Source organism: Nonomuraea sp. B12E4, from assembly GCF_039871825.1.
GTDB lineage: Bacteria > Actinomycetota > Actinomycetes > Streptosporangiales > Streptosporangiaceae > Nonomuraea.
On record NZ_JBDPME010000002.1, the window covers coordinates 88256 to 104653 of the forward strand.

The 16398-nt window shown below is 70.5% G+C and carries 15 protein-coding genes; 5 read left to right on the forward strand and 10 right to left on the reverse strand.

The genetic code is table 11. The features are described from left to right. Positions 1-105: 105 nt before the first annotated feature. The 3 genes from ABGB18_RS06245 to ABGB18_RS06255 all read right to left on the reverse strand — a co-directional run bounded on the left by ABGB18_RS06245 (position 106) and on the right by ABGB18_RS06255 (position 4529). A complete protein-coding gene (locus ABGB18_RS06245; protein WP_347694390.1) occupies positions 106-1521 on the reverse strand; it encodes a glycoside hydrolase family 16 protein in 1416 nt (471 codons plus the stop codon). Between the two features lie 753 nt (positions 1522-2274). Next, the gene (locus ABGB18_RS06250) at positions 2275-2994 is read right to left on the reverse strand and encodes a DUF5941 domain-containing protein (RefSeq protein WP_347694391.1); all 720 of its coding nucleotides are present in this window, start codon (positions 2992-2994) and stop codon (positions 2275-2277) included. After that, on the reverse strand, positions 2991-4529 hold the full coding sequence (locus ABGB18_RS06255) for a CDP-alcohol phosphatidyltransferase family protein (protein WP_347694392.1): 1539 nt from the start codon (positions 4527-4529) through the stop codon (positions 2991-2993). Before ABGB18_RS06255 ends, ABGB18_RS06250 begins: the two co-directional genes overlap by 4 nt. A 151-nt stretch (positions 4530-4680) precedes the next feature. On the opposite strand from ABGB18_RS06255, the gene recO reads away from it, so the two are divergent. After that, positions 4681-5472 carry a DNA repair protein RecO gene (gene recO / locus ABGB18_RS06260; RefSeq protein WP_347694393.1) on the forward strand — a complete coding sequence of 264 codons (792 nt, stop codon included), beginning with the start codon at positions 4681-4683 and terminating at the stop codon, positions 5470-5472. Continuing rightward, positions 5393-6187 (forward strand): isoprenyl transferase, encoded by a 795-nt coding sequence (locus tag ABGB18_RS06265; RefSeq protein WP_347694394.1) that lies wholly within the window; start codon positions 5393-5395, stop codon positions 6185-6187. Before recO ends, ABGB18_RS06265 begins: the two co-directional genes overlap by 80 nt. A gap of 281 nt (positions 6188-6468) precedes the next feature. Here the strand turns inward: ABGB18_RS06265 and ABGB18_RS06270 are convergent, their stop codons facing one another. Continuing rightward, positions 6469-7017 (reverse strand): CGNR zinc finger domain-containing protein, encoded by a 549-nt coding sequence (locus ABGB18_RS06270; protein WP_347694395.1) that lies wholly within the window; start codon positions 7015-7017, stop codon positions 6469-6471. 71 nt (positions 7018-7088) lie between these two features. Here ABGB18_RS06270 and ABGB18_RS06275 point away from each other — a divergent pair, with 71 nt between their 5' ends. Continuing rightward, on the forward strand, positions 7089-7994 hold the full coding sequence (locus ABGB18_RS06275; protein ID WP_347694396.1) for a DMT family transporter: 906 nt from the start codon (positions 7089-7091) through the stop codon (positions 7992-7994). Positions 7995-8087: 93 nt separating this feature from the next. On the opposite strand, the gene ABGB18_RS06280 is transcribed toward ABGB18_RS06275, so the two are convergent. From ABGB18_RS06280 to ABGB18_RS06305, 6 genes are all read right to left on the reverse strand, one after another. Then, positions 8088-8477 (reverse strand): transcriptional repressor, encoded by a 390-nt coding sequence (locus tag ABGB18_RS06280; protein ID WP_347694397.1) that lies wholly within the window; start codon positions 8475-8477, stop codon positions 8088-8090. Beyond that, positions 8474-9346, reverse strand: coding sequence for a metal ABC transporter permease (locus ABGB18_RS06285; protein ID WP_347694880.1), 873 nt, complete (start codon positions 9344-9346; stop codon positions 8474-8476). Before ABGB18_RS06285 ends, ABGB18_RS06280 begins: the two co-directional genes overlap by 4 nt. Before the next feature lie 2 nt (positions 9347-9348). Beyond that, the gene (locus ABGB18_RS06290) at positions 9349-10125 is read right to left on the reverse strand and encodes a metal ABC transporter ATP-binding protein (protein WP_347694398.1); all 777 of its coding nucleotides are present in this window, start codon (positions 10123-10125) and stop codon (positions 9349-9351) included. Then, entirely contained in the window at positions 10122-11036 is a 915-nt protein-coding gene (locus ABGB18_RS06295) for a metal ABC transporter substrate-binding protein (protein WP_347694399.1), read from the reverse strand. Before ABGB18_RS06295 ends, ABGB18_RS06290 begins: the two co-directional genes overlap by 4 nt. Before the next feature lie 118 nt (positions 11037-11154). Continuing rightward, positions 11155-12093, reverse strand: a complete 939-nt coding sequence (gene fdhD, locus ABGB18_RS06300) for a formate dehydrogenase accessory sulfurtransferase FdhD (protein WP_347694400.1) — start codon at positions 12091-12093, stop codon at positions 11155-11157. Between the two features lie 105 nt (positions 12094-12198). Next, the gene (locus ABGB18_RS06305) at positions 12199-13176 is read right to left on the reverse strand and encodes a 2-dehydropantoate 2-reductase (RefSeq protein WP_347694401.1); all 978 of its coding nucleotides are present in this window, start codon (positions 13174-13176) and stop codon (positions 12199-12201) included. 174 nt (positions 13177-13350) lie between these two features. Here ABGB18_RS06305 and ABGB18_RS06310 point away from each other — a divergent pair, with 174 nt between their 5' ends. Together ABGB18_RS06310 and ABGB18_RS06315 are read left to right on the forward strand one after the other, a co-directional pair. Beyond that, positions 13351-14634, forward strand: a complete 1284-nt coding sequence (locus ABGB18_RS06310) for a molybdopterin molybdotransferase MoeA (RefSeq protein ID WP_347694881.1) — start codon at positions 13351-13353, stop codon at positions 14632-14634. A gap of 88 nt (positions 14635-14722) precedes the next feature. After that, positions 14723-16396, forward strand: a complete 1674-nt coding sequence (locus tag ABGB18_RS06315) for a thiamine pyrophosphate-binding protein (RefSeq protein WP_347694402.1) — start codon at positions 14723-14725, stop codon at positions 16394-16396. Positions 16397-16398: the final 2 nt, after the last annotated feature.

Here is a 16398-nt window from a genome sequence, read left to right on the forward strand (position 1 = left end):
GTGAGTCGACCTGACCGTCCCAGCGGTGTCGCCCCGGGGACGCCCCGCCCCAGCTCGCGGCGCGGGGGCGGGGCGTGCGTCAGGCGGGAGTGGCGCTCCCGCGGGTCAGGAGGTGGAGAAGGTGAACCAGTTGACGTTGACGAAGTCGGCGGGCTGGCCGCTGCTGAAGGTCAGGTACACCGTGTGCGTTCCCGTCACCGCCGAGATGTTCGCCGGCACGGTGCGCCAGCTCTGCCATCCGCCCGTGTTCCCCACCGCGAGGTCCCCGATGGGTGCCGCTGTCGGGCTGTCCAGGCGGACCTGCACCAGGCCACTCACCCCGCCGCCCGCGCCCGAGGCCACTCTGGCCTTGAACTGCCGGGCGGCCTGCGTGCCGAAGTCCACCCCGTCGAACCGCAGCCAGTCTCCGTTCGAGACGCCTCCGACGTTCTGCCCACCGCCCGTGTCGGTGGTGGTCTCGACGATGGTGCCCGACTGTGCCTGGTATCGCTCGGCCTCGATCGTCGAACGGGCGTCGACGCCTCCGGGCGGCACCGTCGGAGTGACGGTCGGGGTGACGGTCGGCGTTGATCCGGCGCCGCTCTGCCACACCGCCACGTAGTCCACCACCATGGGCCGCCCGGGCACGGTGGCCGCCGTCGGCGTTCCGCTGCCGGCCACGCCGTTGGGGAAGCCGCCGCCCATCGCCACGTTCAGCAGCAGGAAGTAGCCCGCGTGCCCCGTCATGTTGTTCCAGGTCGTCGCGTCGAACCGGGACTGGCTGATGGTGTGGAACTGCTGCCCGTCCACGTACCACCGCAACTGGTCGGGACTCACGCTGCGGTCCCACTCGAACCGGTAGGTGTGGAACCCCGCCTGGCATGTCGATCCGGGGCAGGCCCGGCTGGCGCCGATGCCGTTGGTCTCGTTGCACGGCCCGCCGGGGGTGACGCCGCAGTGCAGCACGGCCCAGACGGAGTTGATGCCGTTGACGTTCTCCATGATGTCGAACTCGCCGATCGCGGGCCAGTTCCAGTAGTTCCCCCGGTATGGCGACCCGAGCGCCCAGAACGCCGGCCAGTATCCCAGGGCGGCGCTGCCCGTCACGTTGGGCATCTGGATGCGGCCCTCGATGCGCAGGATGCGTCCGTCGGCGGGCTTGAAGTCGGCCCGCCTGGTCTCGATCCGGGCCGAGGTCCACTCGCCCGAGCCGCTGCGCAGGGGCGTGATGCGCAGGTTGCCCGCGCCGTCGAGGCCGAGGTTGGCGGTACTGGAGGTGTAGTTCTGGATCTCGCCGGTGCCCCAGTTGCCCGGACCGCCCGGGTACGAGTGCCCGGTGTCGATGATCCAGTTGGCCGACGAGGGCAGGGTGTTCGCCGAGCCGTCGAAGTCGTCCGACCAGACGAGCGACCAGCCCGACGGAGGGGGCGGGACGGAGGCGGACGCGCTGACGGCCACCTTGACGAGCAGGCCGGCGAGTGCCACGAGCACCACGGCCACCGCCGCCAGCCGGCGTCGATGTCGGATTGTCGTTGTCGTCATTGGTTCGCTCCAGGGGGTATGGAGGCAAGATGAGAGCGCTCTCACGGTGATGTGAACACAGGGTTTACCCCCTGTCAACAATCCGCACCGACCGTGCAGTGGTTGCAATGAGGCCACCCAGGGAGAGCGCTCTCCGACCTGCCGCCTCCGTCACCTGCTCACGGGCCCGGGCGCAAATCTCCGTCACGTACACGGGCTGGAACTCCGGATCGGTGAACTCGCCCAAGGGATGCTCGCGAGCGTCCCGCATCCCCTGCCGGCGCGCCTCCTCCCGCTCGGCCGGCGGGTCACCCCGCTTGAACAGCCGCGACAAGAACGCTATCCGCGTCTCCTGGCTCCGGCCCCACCGGCACCCGGCCCCAGTGTCCCTGAAACCCAGACTGATCGGCTGCTTTCCGGAATGGCGTCGATGCCACCGGACGTTGGCGCCACCCCCGCACGCGGGCAACCGCTTGACCATGTCGAAGGCCCACCTGGCGCCGTTACGGCGGCCGACCCCGCGCCGGTCAGCGGGCGTCACCCTGGAGGCCCCCGGCCATGTACAGCGGTAGGCGCCCACCGTGCGAAGCCGTACAGGAACCCAAGCTTCTACTGAAGCGAAAGCTTCGAGATTCTGTGCGGCGCCGTAGAGAAACGAAAGCTTGAGATCACCTACGGCGCCGCACGGAAACGAAAGGCTTTCGAGATCACCCAACGTGCGGCGCCGCACAGAGGCGGCGCCGCACGTTGGGTGAAGGAAACGGGAGAAGCGGGTCAGCCCTTCTCGGCCTCGCCCGTGGCCTGCTCCATGGCCTCCTCGGGAGAGGCCTCCAGGTCCTGCTCGGCGTCGGCCCCCGCCTGCGCGGAGGCCTTGTCCAGGCGGACCCAACTCGTCACGCTCTCCACCGCGAACAACACGAAAAGGTAAGCCGTCAGCACTGCCAGCACCGGCGTCACCTGACCGACGGCGGCGCCCACACCGATGATCAACAGGCGCAGCTCCCAGCCCAGCCCCGCGTGGAAGACCCACCTGGGCGGCCAGATGCTCTGCCGCGTCCGATAAACCGTGTCGTAGGTGTGATAGCCCACGACGTAAACCAGCACGAACAGCAGCCACTTGGGCGCCTCGGCGGCCAGGCCGACGGCGATCAAGGTGAAGAACTCGGTGCCGCGCAACAGCGGCGGGGTGAGCCAGTCGAAGCGGCCCAGGTGGTTTCGCGGCGTCGTGGGCAGCACGAGCACCAGCATGATCGCCACCGGTAGCAGCAGGATCGGGCCGGGCTGGAGCACCCCCGCGACCGTCAGGGCGACGATGGCGAGCAGGGCGACAAGCGTGGCGGGCACGGGGGGCAGGCCCCGGCCGAGCTTACCGCCGAGGGCGTGGGCGAGCGGCCCGTCGTCGCGGTAGGCGAGCAGGCGGGCGGTCTGGATGCGGCGGCGTTCCTCGTCGGGGTCCGGCGTGGGGGTGGCCATGGCCTGCGGTTGGGTGATCATACGAGCGACCTCATGAGGCGTCCGGTGAGGGTGTAGATGGCGGCGACGGAGCCCCAGATCACCAGCGTGAGGAAGGTGATCCGGGCGTCGAAGAGGGCGGCGGTGATCGCGATGGCCGCGAACCGCTCGCCGATGGGGAACACGATCATCTTGCGCGCCCAGTGGACGGCGCGGTATTTGCCGGCCTTGGTCCACATCTTGAGCACGCGCCGCAGGCCCTGGGTGCGCTCGACCTTCCGGCGGACGAGCGCCTGGCGCAGGTCGCGGTCGTCGGGCACGTCGAGCGCCAGTGTGGGCAGCTTGGCCGGCGGTTTGCGGCGGTTGGCGATGCCGAAGGAGAAGTCGAGCAGGTGGCGTATTGACTGCAGTCCGATCGCGGTCAGTGCCAGGATCCAGATGTCGTCGCCGTTGCCGGAGACCACCCAGCCGACGGCCAGGCCGGCGAAGACGACGTATTCCTTGAAGCGGTCGAACGTGGCGTCCAGCCATGCCCCCAGCACGCCGAACTTGCGGGCGTAACGCGCGACCTGACCGTCCACGCAGTCGAAGACGAAAGCGAAGTAGATCAGCACGCCGCCGAGCACCATCAACGGCCGGTCGCCGGTGGCGAAGCAGGCGGCCGCGGCGACGCCGAGCGCGATCGAGATCAGCGTCACCTGGTTGGGCGTCCACCCGCGCCGGGCGAACCAGCGGGCGATGAAGCGGGAGTAGGTGGAGACGAAGTAGGTGGTGAAGAAGCCGTCGGCGCCCTTGACCGCGTTGTTGAGCCGGGAGCGGTCCTCGTTCATGCCGGCCATCTCCGGCACGGCCTCGTTGACCTCCTCCTGGGTCGTGACCCTGCGGTAGAACAGGTCACGGCGGCCCCGGATGCCGACCGACACGCCGTTGCGCACCAGGCCGAACACCACGAGCTGCACCAGGTCGTCGTCCGGGCCGAACACGTCGGCCATGGCCGCCAGCTCGCGGCACGTCTGCGCCAGCATCGGCGCGTTGCGCGCGCTCACGTGCAGCGGCCCGAGCACCACTCCGTTCGGCCTGGTCACGGCGTGCCGGGCGGTGCCGACCGAAACGACGCGTGACTTGCCGATGCGGACGCGTACGGGCAGTCCCTCGACGCGGTTGTGCCCGATCTCGGGCTCGGCCTCGTCGATCGGGACGTATTCCTCGGGGCCGTTGTCCTCTGGTGCCTCTGGTGCCTCCTCGGCCACCGCCGAACCCCCGCGCGGCTCCTTGGCGACGAGCGCCAGCGCACCGCGCTTGGTCTTGCTGATCTGGTAGATCAGCTCGTCGTGCACGACTGAGTTCTCGGGGATGATGAAGAGGTTCTCCGTTGCGGACTCTGCGACGTCGGCCAGGGCCCGCAGGGCGGCGGCCACGTCACCGGACTCGATCGTGGCGGGCCGCGGATCCATGGACGTGAGCTGGTTGCGCAGCCGTTCGCCCACGGTGGGATTGCCGGGCATGGTGGCCAGCCTCAGGCCGGTCGGAGAGGTGTCGGGGCCGGGCGAAGAGCCCAGCAGGACCACGCGGGTCATGACTCCCTTTCGAGGCGGTATCGGGGGGTTGAACAACGGGTGATGCGGGGACAGACGTAAAAGTGTAGTGAGGGTCACGCAAAGTCGCGTCACCAGAGGATGCCCGTAACGTCCCGCGTGCCGATATAGCGGGCAGCCGTAAGATGTCCGAGTGAGTCTCTACCGTGACGAAGGCGTGGTCCTGCGGACGCAGAAGCTCGGGGAGGCCGACCGCATCGTCACCATTCTGGCCAAGCGCACGGGCAAGATCCGGGCGGTGGCCAAGGGCGTGCGCCGCACCACGTCACGCTTCGGCGCCAGGCTGGAGCCGTTCACGCATGTCGACCTGCAGTTGCACACCGGCCGCACGCTCGACGTCGTCACCCAGGCGGAGACCATCAGACCGTATGGCGAGGCCCTGACCGGCGACTATCCCCGCTACACCGCGGGCAGCGCGATGCTGGAGACGGCCGACCGGCTGACGCACGGGGAGAAGGAGCCGGCGCTACGGCAGTTCCTGCTGCTGGTGGGCGGGCTGCGCACGCTCGCCGAGCACGGCCACGAGGCCAGACTGGTGCTGGACGCCTACTTCCTGCGCTCGCTGGCCGTGGCGGGCTACGCTCCCACGCTCGACGCGTGCGCCAAGTGCCGGGCCCCGGCGATCAGGGCGTTCGCCATCGTCGCAGGTGGCGTGGTGTGCGGGGGCTGCAAGACGCCCGGCTCGGTGATCCCCGCCGGGGAGACGATCGGGCTCATGACGGCGCTGCTGCGCGGAGACTGGGCCACCGCCGACGCCTCGGAGCCCCGCCATCGCAGCGAATGCAGCGGACTCGTGGCCGCTTATCTGCAGTGGCACCTTGAGCACGGAATACGCTCTCTACGACATGTTGAAAGGGAGCTTCGTGAACCTACGACCACCATCCCCGCATCCGTCGGGAGCGACGCCGCCGCCGATTCCCCGTGATCTGGTGCCCCAGCACGTGGCGATCGTCATGGACGGAAACGGCCGCTGGGCCAAGGCCCGCAACCTGCCACGGACCGAGGGCCACAAGGCGGGCGAGTCCTCGCTGTTCGACGTCATCGAGGGGGCCCTGGAGCTGGGGATTCCTTATCTGAGCGCCTACGCGTTCTCCACGGAGAACTGGAAGCGGTCGCCCGACGAGGTGCGCTTCCTCATGGGGTTCAACCGCGAGGTGATCAGGCGGCGGCGTGACGAGCTCAACGCCATGGGCGTCCGGGTCCGCTGGTCCGGCCGGCCGGGACGGCTGTGGAAGAGCGTCATCTCCGAGCTGCAGGCCGCCGAGGAGATGACCGTCTCCAACCGCGCGCTGACGTTGCAGTTCTGTGTCAATTACGGCGGGCAGGCCGAGGTCGTCGATGCGGCGGTCCGGCTGGCCGAGGACATCGCGGCCGGGCGGATCAAGCCGGGCAAGGTCAACGAGAAGGTGTTCGCCCGCTACCTCTACCAGCCGGAGATCCCGCCGGTGGACATGTTCCTGCGCCCGTCGGGGGAGCAGCGGACCTCCAACTTCATGCTGTGGCAGTCGGCCTACGCCGAGATGGTGTTCCTCGACCGGCTGTGGCCGGACTTCGACCGCAGGGACCTCTGGGAGGCCTGCGAGATGTTCGCCAAGCGCGACCGGCGCTACGGCGGCGCGATCCCCAACCAGGTCAGCTGACCTCCCATGGCGTCACGGCCCGCCGTCAGCGGGCCAGGTCGCCGCGCGTGACGCCGTAGTGCCCGCGCCGCGGCCGGGCGCCCTGCTCCGGCGCTCCAAGGCGCGTGTTTGGCGCGAGAGGCGCGTGTCGGGGCCTTTGTGCGGTCTGTGGGTGTACGGAGGCCGTGGACGGTCTGTGCGCCCTCGTACGGTCTGGGGAGGTATGGGGCCGTGAAAGGGTCTGTGCGCCCTCGTACGGTCTGGGGCTAGGTATGGGGCCGTGGACGGGTCTGTACGTCCTCTTACGCCCGGCGGCGGGCCCGGTAGGCGGCGACGTGCATGCGGTTGCCGCACGTGCGGCTGTCGCAGTAGACCCGGGACCGGTTGCGTGACTCGTCCACGAAGACCCGCTCGCAGTCCGGGGCCGAGCAGGTGCGCAGGCGCTCGGCCTCGCCCTCCACCAGCAGATGGGCGAGGGCCACGCCGCAGTCGGCCGCCAGGTGCTCGGCGAGCTCGGCGTCCGCGGCGAAATAGTGCACGTGCAGGGGGTGGCCGTCGTGCTCGGTGAGCCTCGGGGTGATGCGGGTCTCCGACAGCAGGGCGTTCAGGATGCGGACGGCGGTGGGGAGATCGGGGGCCGTGAACACGCGGTGGAAGGCCTCCCGCACCATCCTGACCTGGCTCAGGTCGCGCGGCGTCAGCGTGGCGACGCCGCTGATCTGGTGGGCCTGCACGAATGTCCGCAGTTCGGCCAGGCTGGCCAGGCCCTCGTCTCCGCCTGTGGACGGCGAGGTGTTGACCAGCTCGACGACGGTGGCCAGAGAATGGACCATGTCATGGCCAAACGGCATGTTGACTCCTGTCCGCGCCGGGTTCTAGCGTTGTCGCAGCGTATCTCCTGCATGGGCGTCCGGGGGTTTCCATGAGTGCACATCGGCGTATCGTGCTGATCGCGATCGTCGGTGCGCTGATCATTTCGGCCTCGGCACCCCTCGTACGGTTATCCGGTGTATCGCCGGCCACCTCGGCATTGTTCCGTTGCGCGTACGCCGTGCCGCCGATGCTCCTCCTGGCCTGGCTGGAGCGGCGCAGGCTGGGGCCGCTGCCGTTCAAGGGGGCGCTGGCGGCCTGGGCGGCGGGGGTGTTGTTCGCGCTCGACCTGTTGTTCTGGCATCACGCCATTGACTACGTGGGCGCGGGGCTGGCGACCGTGCTGGGCAACCTGCAGGTGTTCATCGTGGCGTTCGCGGCCTGGGGGCTGTTCGGGGAGCGGCCGTCCCGGCGGCTCGTGATCAGCACGCCTGTGGTGTTCGCCGGGGTGGTGCTGATCTCGGGGATGTTCGACAGTGCCGCCTACGGGAGCGATCCGGCCATGGGGGTGTGGGCGGGGGTGGCCACGTCCCTCTCCTATGCCGCGTTCCTGCTGCTGATGAAGCGGGGCGGGGCCGATCGGGCCGCGGGGCCGCTGGCGCACGCGACCGTGGTGGCCACCCTGACGATCGCGCTGCTCAGCCCGGTGTTCGGGGGTGCCGACTTCGTACCGGAGTGGCCGGCGCACGGGTGGCTGTTGCTGCTCGCGCTGGGGCCCCAGGTGGTGGGGTGGTCGCTGATCACGTTCACGCTGCCGCGGCAGCCCGCCGCCCTCACCGCGCTGTTGCTGCTGATCCAGCCGATGACCACCGTGGCGCTGTCCGCCGTGGTGCTCGGCGAGCGGCCCTCGCCGCTGCAGCTCGCCGGCTGCGCGGTGATCGTGCTGGGCGTCCTGTACGGCTCCCGCCGCAGGCCCGAGCCCGCCCCCGCCGAACGGACCGAGTCCTCCGTCACGTGAAGGCAGGCGGGTGCGCCCTGAGCCGGAGTGTGCGGCCGGTGCCCCGGTCAGCCGGTGCGGGCGCGCCTCGATCGGCCGGTGCGGGTGCCCCGGTCAGCCGGTGCGGGCCGCGGCCGAGCAGGACGAGCAGGTGCCGAAGACCTCCACCGTGTGCGTGATCTCCGTGAACCCGTGCTCGGTCCCCACCATCTCGGCCCACCGCTCCACCGCGGGCCCGGCGACCTCCACCGTGTGCCCGCACCGCCGGCACACCAGGTGATGGTGGTGGGCGTCGCTGGCGCACGCCCGGTAGACGGACTCGCCGTCGTCGGTACGCAGCACGTCGACCTTGCCCCCGTCGGCCAGCGCCTGCAGGGCGCGGTAGACGGTGGTCAGGCCGATCTTGGCGCCGTGCAGCCGCATCTCGGCATAGACGTCCTGCGCGCTGCGGAAGCCCTCGCTCTTACGGAGGGTGTCGTGCACGGCATCACGCCTCGTCGTCATGCGACCTCCTCCACGCGCAGCTTCCGCCGCTCGCTCACTGTGGACTCCTGCGTACGAACTCGCCGTACGAATCTACCGACCCCGAGGGCCAGGACGAAGCCGGCGAGCGCAAGAAGCACGATCGCGGCACCAGGAGGCACCTTGGTGGAGTAGGTGGAGGCCACCAGGCCGCCGACGGAGGCGATCACCCCGAACAGCATGGCCAGCAGCATCGTCGTGCGGAACCCCCGGGTGAGCTGCTGGCTGGTCGCCACCGGGATCACCATCAGCGCGCTGACCAGCAGCAGCCCGACCACGCGCATGGCGACGACGACCGTGAGCGCGGCCGTGACGGCGATCAGCAGGCTGAGGAAGCGCACCGGCAGGCCGCTGGCCCTGGCCATCTCCTCGTCCTGGCAGAGCACGAACAGCTCCCGGCCGAAGATCGCGACGACCGCGATCACGGCGGCGGCCAGCCCGGCGATGACCCAGATGTCCTGGGTCGTGACGCTGGCGATGGCGCCGAACAGATAGGAGTTGAGCTTGGCGGTGCTGCCGCCGGGCGCGATGCCCATCAGCATCACGCCGCCCGCGATCCCACCGTAGAACAGCAGCGCCAGCGCCACGTCACCGCTCGTCCGCCCGCGCGCCCTGACCAGCTCGATGGCCACGGCCCCGGCGACGGACACGATCACGGCGGTCAGCACCGGCGCGCTGCCGGTGAGGAACCCCAGCGCCACGCCGGTCAGCGCCACGTGCCCGATGCCGTCGCCGAGCAGGGACAGTCTCCGCTGCACGATGAACGTCCCCACCGCGGGTGCGCACAACCCCACCAGCAGCGCTGCGATCAGCGCGAGCTGGAAGAGCTGCTCGTGCAGAAGCTCCAAGATCATTATGACTCTCCCTGCCACCCGGTGAGCGGTCCCGGGATGGTTTCCGTGGCGTGCGGGTGCTGGTGCTCGTGCCCGGGCAGCGCGCAGTCGCCCTCGGGCCGCGGCGGGGGGCCGTCGTGCGCGACACGTCCCTCGCGGATCACGACGCCGCGCGTGATGATCGGCTCCAGCGGGCCGAGCTCGTGCGCGACCAGCACCACCGTCTTGCCGTCGAGCACCAGCCCGGCCAGCGTGTCGGCGAGCAGTTGCTGCGTCTCGGCGTCCACGCCGGCGGTCGGCTCGTCCATCACGTACGTGTCCGGCTCCCCGGCCAGCGCCCGGGCGATGAGCACCCGCTGCTGCTGCCCGCCGGACAGCGACTGGACGGGGTCGCCGGCCCGGTCGGCCAGCCGGACGGTCTCCAGCGCGCCGGACACGGCGGCCCGGTCGGCCGGGCTGGTCCTGTGCAGGCGCCTCTGCCGGGCGATGCGGCCGGAGGCGACGACCTCGCGCACGGTGGCCGGCACGCCGCCGCCGACCTGGAGCCGCTGCGGCACGTAGCCGATGCGCCACCAGTCGCGGAACCTGCCCGGCGGGGAGCCGTAGACCAGCGTCTGGCCGCCGGTCAGCGGAGTGAGGCCGAGCAGTGCCCGGACCAGTGTGGACTTGCCGGAGCCGTTGGCGCCCAGGAGGGCGACGACCTCGCCGGGACTGACGGTCAGATCGACTCCCCGGAGGACGGGCTTGCCATCGAAGGAGACCCGGCCGTCGGTCATCGCGAAGGCCGTTTCGCTCATGCCGTACACCCCAGTGCTGTTTGTAGGGTTTTGAGGTTATCGCGCATGGCGGACATGTAGTCGCCCGAGGGCTTGCTCTCGAGCGGGTTGAGCACGGTGGTCTTCGCGCCCACCTGGTCGGCCAGCACCTCGGCGACCTTCGGGTTGACCAGGGCCTCGGTGAAGATGGTGGTCACGCCCTCGGTCCTGGCGAGCTTGCCCACCTCCGAGAGGCGTGCGGGCGAGGGCTCCTGCTCGGGGTCGAGGGTGATGCCGACCTGCTTCAGCTTGTAACGGTCGGCGAGGTAGCCGAACGCCTCGTGCGCGGTGACCAGCGTCTTCGTCCGGCAGGTGGCCAGGCCCGCGGCGAACTCCCGGTCCAGTGCCCCGAGCGCGTCCGCCGTCTTGGCGGCGCGGTCCTTGAACGCCTGCGCGTGCGCCGGGTCGGCGGCCGCCAGGCGCTCGCCGAGCTTGGTGGCCACGGTGGCCAGGCGGGCGGGGTCGAGCCAGATGTGCGGGTCGTAGGAGACCGTGTGCTCCTCCTCGCCCTCCTCCGCGTGGTCGCCGGCGGGGAGTGTGGCGACGGCTGTGGCGGCGTCGAAGCCCGTGTCCTGGTCCACCGCGTCGTCCACGGCCGGCTGCACGCCCTTGATGTAGACGGTGAGGGCGGCGTCCTGGATCTCGGTCACCTGCTTGATGCCCAGTTCCAGGTCGTGCGGCTCGACGCCGGGCGCGGTGAGCACCGTCACCGCCACGTCCGAGCCGCCCACCTGCTCGGTCAGCCACTGGAGCGGGTAGAAGGCGGCGACCACGTGGGGCTTGGTGCTCCCCTGGGCGGCGGTCTCGCCGGAGGAGCCGCAGGCGGCGGTGGTGAGCAGCGCGGCTCCGGCCAGCAGGCAGATGGCGTGTGACCTGGAAAATCCTGACATCATGGGAGTCAGTATGCGCCAAAATGAAAATGATTGTCAAAATCCACCCGGGCCGGCAGTCCCGGGTGGGAATGCCGGACGGCGGGCTGGGGGCCAGGCGGCGCCCTCCGGCATCCCGCCATCACCCCGGTGACAGTGCGCCGGCTGAGCCATGGCCGGCGCCCGAAGTGACGTCTTCACCCCCTCTCGGTGCGGCGACCCCATTCGAGGCGGTGGCTCCGTTCGGTGCGGTGGTGTGGTCGCCCGGCGGGCGCAGGCGGCGCTCGCCGGTGTAGACGTTCATCGAGTTGCCGCGCAGGAACCCGATGAGCGTCAGCCCTTCCTCCGCGGCCAGCTCGACCGCGAGTGAGGAGGGGGCGGAGACCGCGGTGAGCACCGGGACCCCGCCCATGACCGCCTTCTGCACCAGCTCGAACGACGCCCGCCCGGACACCATCAGCACGGTGCCCCGCAGCGGCAGCCGCCCGTTCCTGAGTGCCCAGCCGAGCAGCTTGTCCACGGCGTTGTGGCGGCCGACGTCCTCGCGTACGCACAGTGGCTCGCCGTCGGCCGTGAACAGGCCGGCCGCGTGCAGGCCCCCGGTTCGGTCGAAGACCCGCTGGGCCGCGCGAAGACGGCCCGGCAGCTCCGCGACGGTCGACTGCGCCAGCTCGACCGGGTCGTCTCCCGCGCTCCAGCGAGCCACGGTGCGTACCGCCTCCAGCGACGCCTTGCCGCAGACGCCGCAGGAGGAGGTGGTGTAGAAGTTGCGCGGCTCGGGCGCCGGGATGCCGGGCGCGAGGCGTACGTCGAGCACGTTGTAGGTGTTCTCGCCGTCCACCGTCGCGCCCGCGCAGTAGCGCATCGTGGCGATGTCGTCGGGCGAGTCGACGGCTCCCTCACTGACCAGGAAGCCGGCGGCCAGGTCGAAGTCGTCGCCGGGGGTGCGCATGGTGACCGTCAGCGGCGTCCCGTTGAGCCGGATCTCCAGCGGTTCCTCGGCGGCCAGCGAGTCGATCGTGCGCGTGCGGACGGTGTCCTTGACGCGCAGGATGCGCCGCTTGACGGCGACCCTAGACATGAACTCTCACCTCAGACCTGGCCATGGCCCCGGGCGGCGCTCGGTGGCGAAGTCACCTTGAGCCGCATAGTCCTCCATTCAGTATGCGATGTACGGTATGCCCAGCTAGACGGCTCGGACAAGGTTCTCGTTCAGCAGGTCGCTCACCGCGTGGATCGCGCGCAGCGTCGGGACCTCGGCTCTGGTGAGATCGGCCAGCTCGACGACCGCCGCGAGCAGCACGTCGAGCTCCAACGGTTTTCCCTTCTCCAGGTCCTGGAGAGTCGAGGTTTTGTGCTCGCCCGCCTTCTCCGCGCCACGCAGGCGGCGCTCGATCGAAATGCCGGGATCGCAGCCCACCCTGTTGGCCACGTCCACGGTCTCTCGCATCATGGCCATGACCAGCTCCCTGGCGCCGTCGTGACGGCAGATGCCGGCCATGGTCGCCCTGGCCAGGGCGCTGATCGGGTTGAAGGAGATGTTGCCCATCAGTTTGATCCAGACGTCGCGCCGCAGATCACGCTCCACCGGACACTTCAGCCCGCCCTCGATGGCGGCCTGGCTGAAGCTGGAGCACCGCTCGGTCAGCTCGCCGTTCGGCTCGCCGATGGAGAAGCGGGTGCCCTCGAGATGCCGGATCACGCCCGGCTCCTCGATCTCGGTGGCGGCGTAGACGACGCATCCGATCGCCCGGTGCAGGGGCAGCGCGGCCGTGACCGCGCCGCCGGGATCGACGCTCTCGATGCGGTAGCCCTCGTAGGGGCCCTTGAGCCCGTGGAAATACCACCACGGGATGCCGTTCTGCGCGGCGATGATGCTCGTGGTCGCGTGCAGAAGCGGCCTGATCATGGGGCCCGCCGAGGCGTAACTGTTCGCCTTGAGGCCCAGGAAGACATGGTCCACCGGACCGACCTGGGTCGGGTCGTCGGTGGCGTGGGGGTGGGCGACGAAGTCGCCCCTGGGGGAGAGCACCCGCACACCGGCATCACGTATCGCCTGCAGGTGCGCGCCTCTCGCGATGAGGTGCACCTCGGCTCCCGCCCGGTGGAGGGCGGCGCCCACGTATGCGCCGATGGCGCCGGCGCCAAGAACAGCGACCTTCATGCTGCGCTCCGTTCTCGCGTCGGATTTTTTTCCGCACGGGGCCCCGTGACGTGCGATGGGCCGCTGATGCGGCCCACTGTGCATTCGGTATACAGTATGGAAAAAGTCGGGTCAAGGAGCTTGCCTATGACCGTTGTGCGGCATGAACCAGTGGTGGAAGCGATGTCATGGGGCATGGCGCGGGCCCTCGCGGCCCGCTCGGCCCGCCCGTCTTCGCCCGTTTCATTGCCCCTTTCCGAGGCTCTCGGCTGCCGGTTGGCCGCCCCGCTGACGGCGCTCGTCGCCGTCCCCGGGGTGGACGTCTCGGCGATGGACGGCTACGCGGTGGCGGGCCCCGGCCCGTGGCGGGTGGTCGGCCGCGTCCTGGCCGGGGGAGTGCCGCACGACGGCGAGTTGCGCCCGGGGGAGGCGGTGGAGATCGCCACCGGCGCCCCGACTCCGGTGGGGGCCGAGTCGGTGCTGCCGTACGAGCAGGCGCAGGCGGCTCCGTCATGGGTGGACGGGGTGGCGGAGCCGTCGTGGGTGGACGGGGTGGCGGAGCCCGGGCGGCACATCCGCCGCCGGGGCGAGGACATCCCCGAGGGCGCCGTCGCGCTGGGCGCGGGCACGGTGCTGACGCCGGTGGCGCTCGGCCTGGCCGCCGCCCTCGGGCACGACACGCTCCGGGTGCGCCCCAGGCCCCGCGTGTGCGTCCTGGTCACCGGGGACGAGGTCGTGCGCGAGGGCCTGCCGGGGCCGGGCCGGGTGCGTGACGCCATCGGCCCGTTCCTGCCGGGCCTGGTGGAGTGGGCGGGCGGCCGGGTCGCGGACACGGTCAGCCTGCCCGACGGCCGGCAGCCGCTCCACGCCTGCCTGGCGAGGCCGGCCGTCGGCGCCCTGCCGGACACCACGTTGCCCGAGGCCGCCCGCCTCGAAGCCGCCCGCCTCGCATCAGCGTGCGCCGGAACCGCGCGTCCCGGGAGCGTGCCGTTCACCGACGAATCCGTGCCGTTCGCCGATGTCGTCGTGGTGTGCGGGGCCTCGTCCAGGGGGCCCGCCGACCACCTGCGGAAGGTGCTCGGGGGCCTCGGGGCCGACGTGCTCGTGGACGGCGTGGCCGTGCGGCCCGGGCACCCGCAACTGCTCGCCCGTCTGCCGGACGGGCCGCTGGTCGTGGGCCTGCCGGGGAACCCGTTCGCGGCGCTGTCCGCCGCGCTCACGCTGCTCGCGCCCGTCCTGCGCGAGTTGGCCATGACCCCGGCCCGCGTCGAGTCCAGCGCGCTGGCCGGGGCGGTGCGGGCGCATCCGCGCGACACCCGCCTCGTGCCCGTGCGGCGATCCGCGCGGGGCGCCGTTCCGGTGGGGCACGACGGGCCGGGCTCGTTGTGGGGCGCGGCGCTGGCCGACGCGCTGGCGGTCGTTCCGCCGGGGTGGGCCGGTGAGCAGGTGGAGCTGATCGAGTTGCCCCCAGGGGGCTAGACAGTCCGTTCGGGAGGGAGTAAGCATTGCGTTCATACGGTATGCAGTATGCGGAAGACATCGAGCTTCGTCGTCGGGAAAGGGTGGCATGATGTCGGAAACGATCTCTGGCGGTCATCTCGTAGCCAAGGCACTCAAGGCTGAGGGCGTAGATGTGATCTACACGCTCTGTGGTGGCCACATCATCGATATTTACGACGGTTGCGTCGACGAAGGCATCGAAGTCATCGATGTGCGTCATGAGCAGGTGGCCGCGCACGCCGCCGACGGCTACGCCCGCATCACCGGTAAGCCGGGCTGCGCGGTGGTCACGGCGGGGCCGGGCACGACCGACGCGGTCACGGGCGTGGCCAACGCCTTCCGCGCGGAGAGCCCCATGTTGCTCATCGGTGGACAGGGAGCTCTGAGCCAGCACAAGATGGGCTCCCTGCAGGACCTGCCGCACGTGGACATGATGAACCCGATCACCAAGTTCGCCGCCACGGTGCCGAGCACGGAGCGGGTGGCCGACATCGTGTCGATGGCCTTCCGGGAGTGCTACAACGGCGCGCCCGGGCCGTCGTTCCTGGAGATCCCGCGTGACGTGCTGGACGCCAAGGTGCCGCTGGAGAAGGCCCGCATCCCCGAACCGGGACGCTACCGGGCCTCCACCCGCCAGCAGGGCGACCCCGCGGCGATCGAGCGGCTGGCGGACATGCTGGCGCACTCGGAGAAGCCGTGCATCCTGCTCGGCAGCCAGGTGTGGACGTGCCGGGCCACCGACGCGGCCATCGACTTCGTCCGGACGCTGAACGTGCCGGCGTACATGAACGGCTCGGGCCGCGGCACCCTCGGGCCGGGAGACCCGCACCACTTCCAGCTCAGCCGCAGGTACGCCTTCACCGAGGCCGACCTGATCATCATCGTCGGCACCCCGTTCGACTTCCGGATGGGCTACGGCAAGCGCCTGTCGCCGACCGCCACGGTGGTGCAGATCGACCTCGACTACCGCACCGTGGGCAAGAACCGGGACATCGACCTGGGGATCGTCGGCGACGCCGGCCTCATCCTGGCGGCGGCGGCCCAGGCGGCCAGCGGCCGCATCGGTGACGTGGTGGGCAAGCGCAAGGCATGGCTGGACGAGCTGCGCGCGGTGGAGACCCAGGCGTACGAGAAGCGCCTGCCCCGCCAGCACTCCGACGCCCAGCCCATCGACCCCTACCGCCTGGTCCACGAGATCAACGAGTTCCTCACCGAGGACACGATCTACATCGGCGACGGCGGCGACATCGTCACCTTCTCCGGCCAGGTCGTCCAGCCCAAGTCGCCCGGCCACTGGATGGACCCGGGCCCGCTGGGCACGCTGGGCGTCGGCATGGCCTTCGCGATGGCGGCCAAGCAGGCCAGACGCGACAAGGAGGTGCTGTGCCTGTTCGGTGACGGCGCCTTCAGCCTCACCGGCTGGGACTTCGAGACGATGGTCCGCTTCGACCTGCCGTTCATCGGCGTCATCGGCAACAACTCGTCCATGAACCAGATCAGGTACGGCCAGGCCGCCAAGTACGGCGAGGACCGTGCCCGGGTGGGCAACACCCTCGGCGACATCCGCTACGGCGACTTCGCCAAGCTGCTCGGCGGCTACGGCGAGGAGGTGCGCGACCCGGCCGAGATCCGTCCCGCGCTTGAGCGGGCCCGGGAGTCGGGCAAGCCCTCACTGATCAACGTGTGGGTCGACCCGGAGGTCTACGCCCCCGGGACCATGAACCAGACCATGTACAAGTAGGG

Excerpts from the sequence above, each read along its gene's own strand:
- ABGB18_RS06310 (WP_347694881.1), top strand. The coding sequence starts at position 13,351 with ATGGCGCGGGCCCTCGCGGCCCGCTCGGCCCGCCCGTCTTCGCCCGTT.
- ABGB18_RS06295 (WP_347694399.1), bottom strand. The coding sequence starts at position 11,036 with ATGATGTCAGGATTTTCCAGGTCACACGCCATCTGCCTGCTGGCCGGA.
- ABGB18_RS06270 (WP_347694395.1), bottom strand. The coding sequence starts at position 7,017 with ATGCCGTTTGGCCATGACATGGTCCATTCTCTGGCCACCGTCGTCGAG.
- ABGB18_RS06305 (WP_347694401.1), bottom strand. The coding sequence starts at position 13,176 with ATGAAGGTCGCTGTTCTTGGCGCCGGCGCCATCGGCGCATACGTGGGC.
- ABGB18_RS06250 (WP_347694391.1), bottom strand. The coding sequence starts at position 2,994 with ATGATCACCCAACCGCAGGCCATGGCCACCCCCACGCCGGACCCCGAC.
- fdhD (WP_347694400.1), bottom strand. The coding sequence starts at position 12,093 with ATGTCTAGGGTCGCCGTCAAGCGGCGCATCCTGCGCGTCAAGGACACC.
- ABGB18_RS06275 (WP_347694396.1), top strand. The coding sequence starts at position 7,089 with ATGAGTGCACATCGGCGTATCGTGCTGATCGCGATCGTCGGTGCGCTG.
- ABGB18_RS06245 (WP_347694390.1), bottom strand. The coding sequence starts at position 1,521 with ATGACGACAACGACAATCCGACATCGACGCCGGCTGGCGGCGGTGGCC.
- ABGB18_RS06280 (WP_347694397.1), bottom strand. The coding sequence starts at position 8,477 with ATGACGACGAGGCGTGATGCCGTGCACGACACCCTCCGTAAGAGCGAG.
- ABGB18_RS06255 (WP_347694392.1), bottom strand. The coding sequence starts at position 4,529 with ATGACCCGCGTGGTCCTGCTGGGCTCTTCGCCCGGCCCCGACACCTCT.
- ABGB18_RS06265 (WP_347694394.1), top strand. The coding sequence starts at position 5,393 with ATGTTGAAAGGGAGCTTCGTGAACCTACGACCACCATCCCCGCATCCG.
- ABGB18_RS06315 (WP_347694402.1), top strand. The coding sequence starts at position 14,723 with ATGATGTCGGAAACGATCTCTGGCGGTCATCTCGTAGCCAAGGCACTC.
- ABGB18_RS06290 (WP_347694398.1), bottom strand. The coding sequence starts at position 10,125 with ATGAGCGAAACGGCCTTCGCGATGACCGACGGCCGGGTCTCCTTCGAT.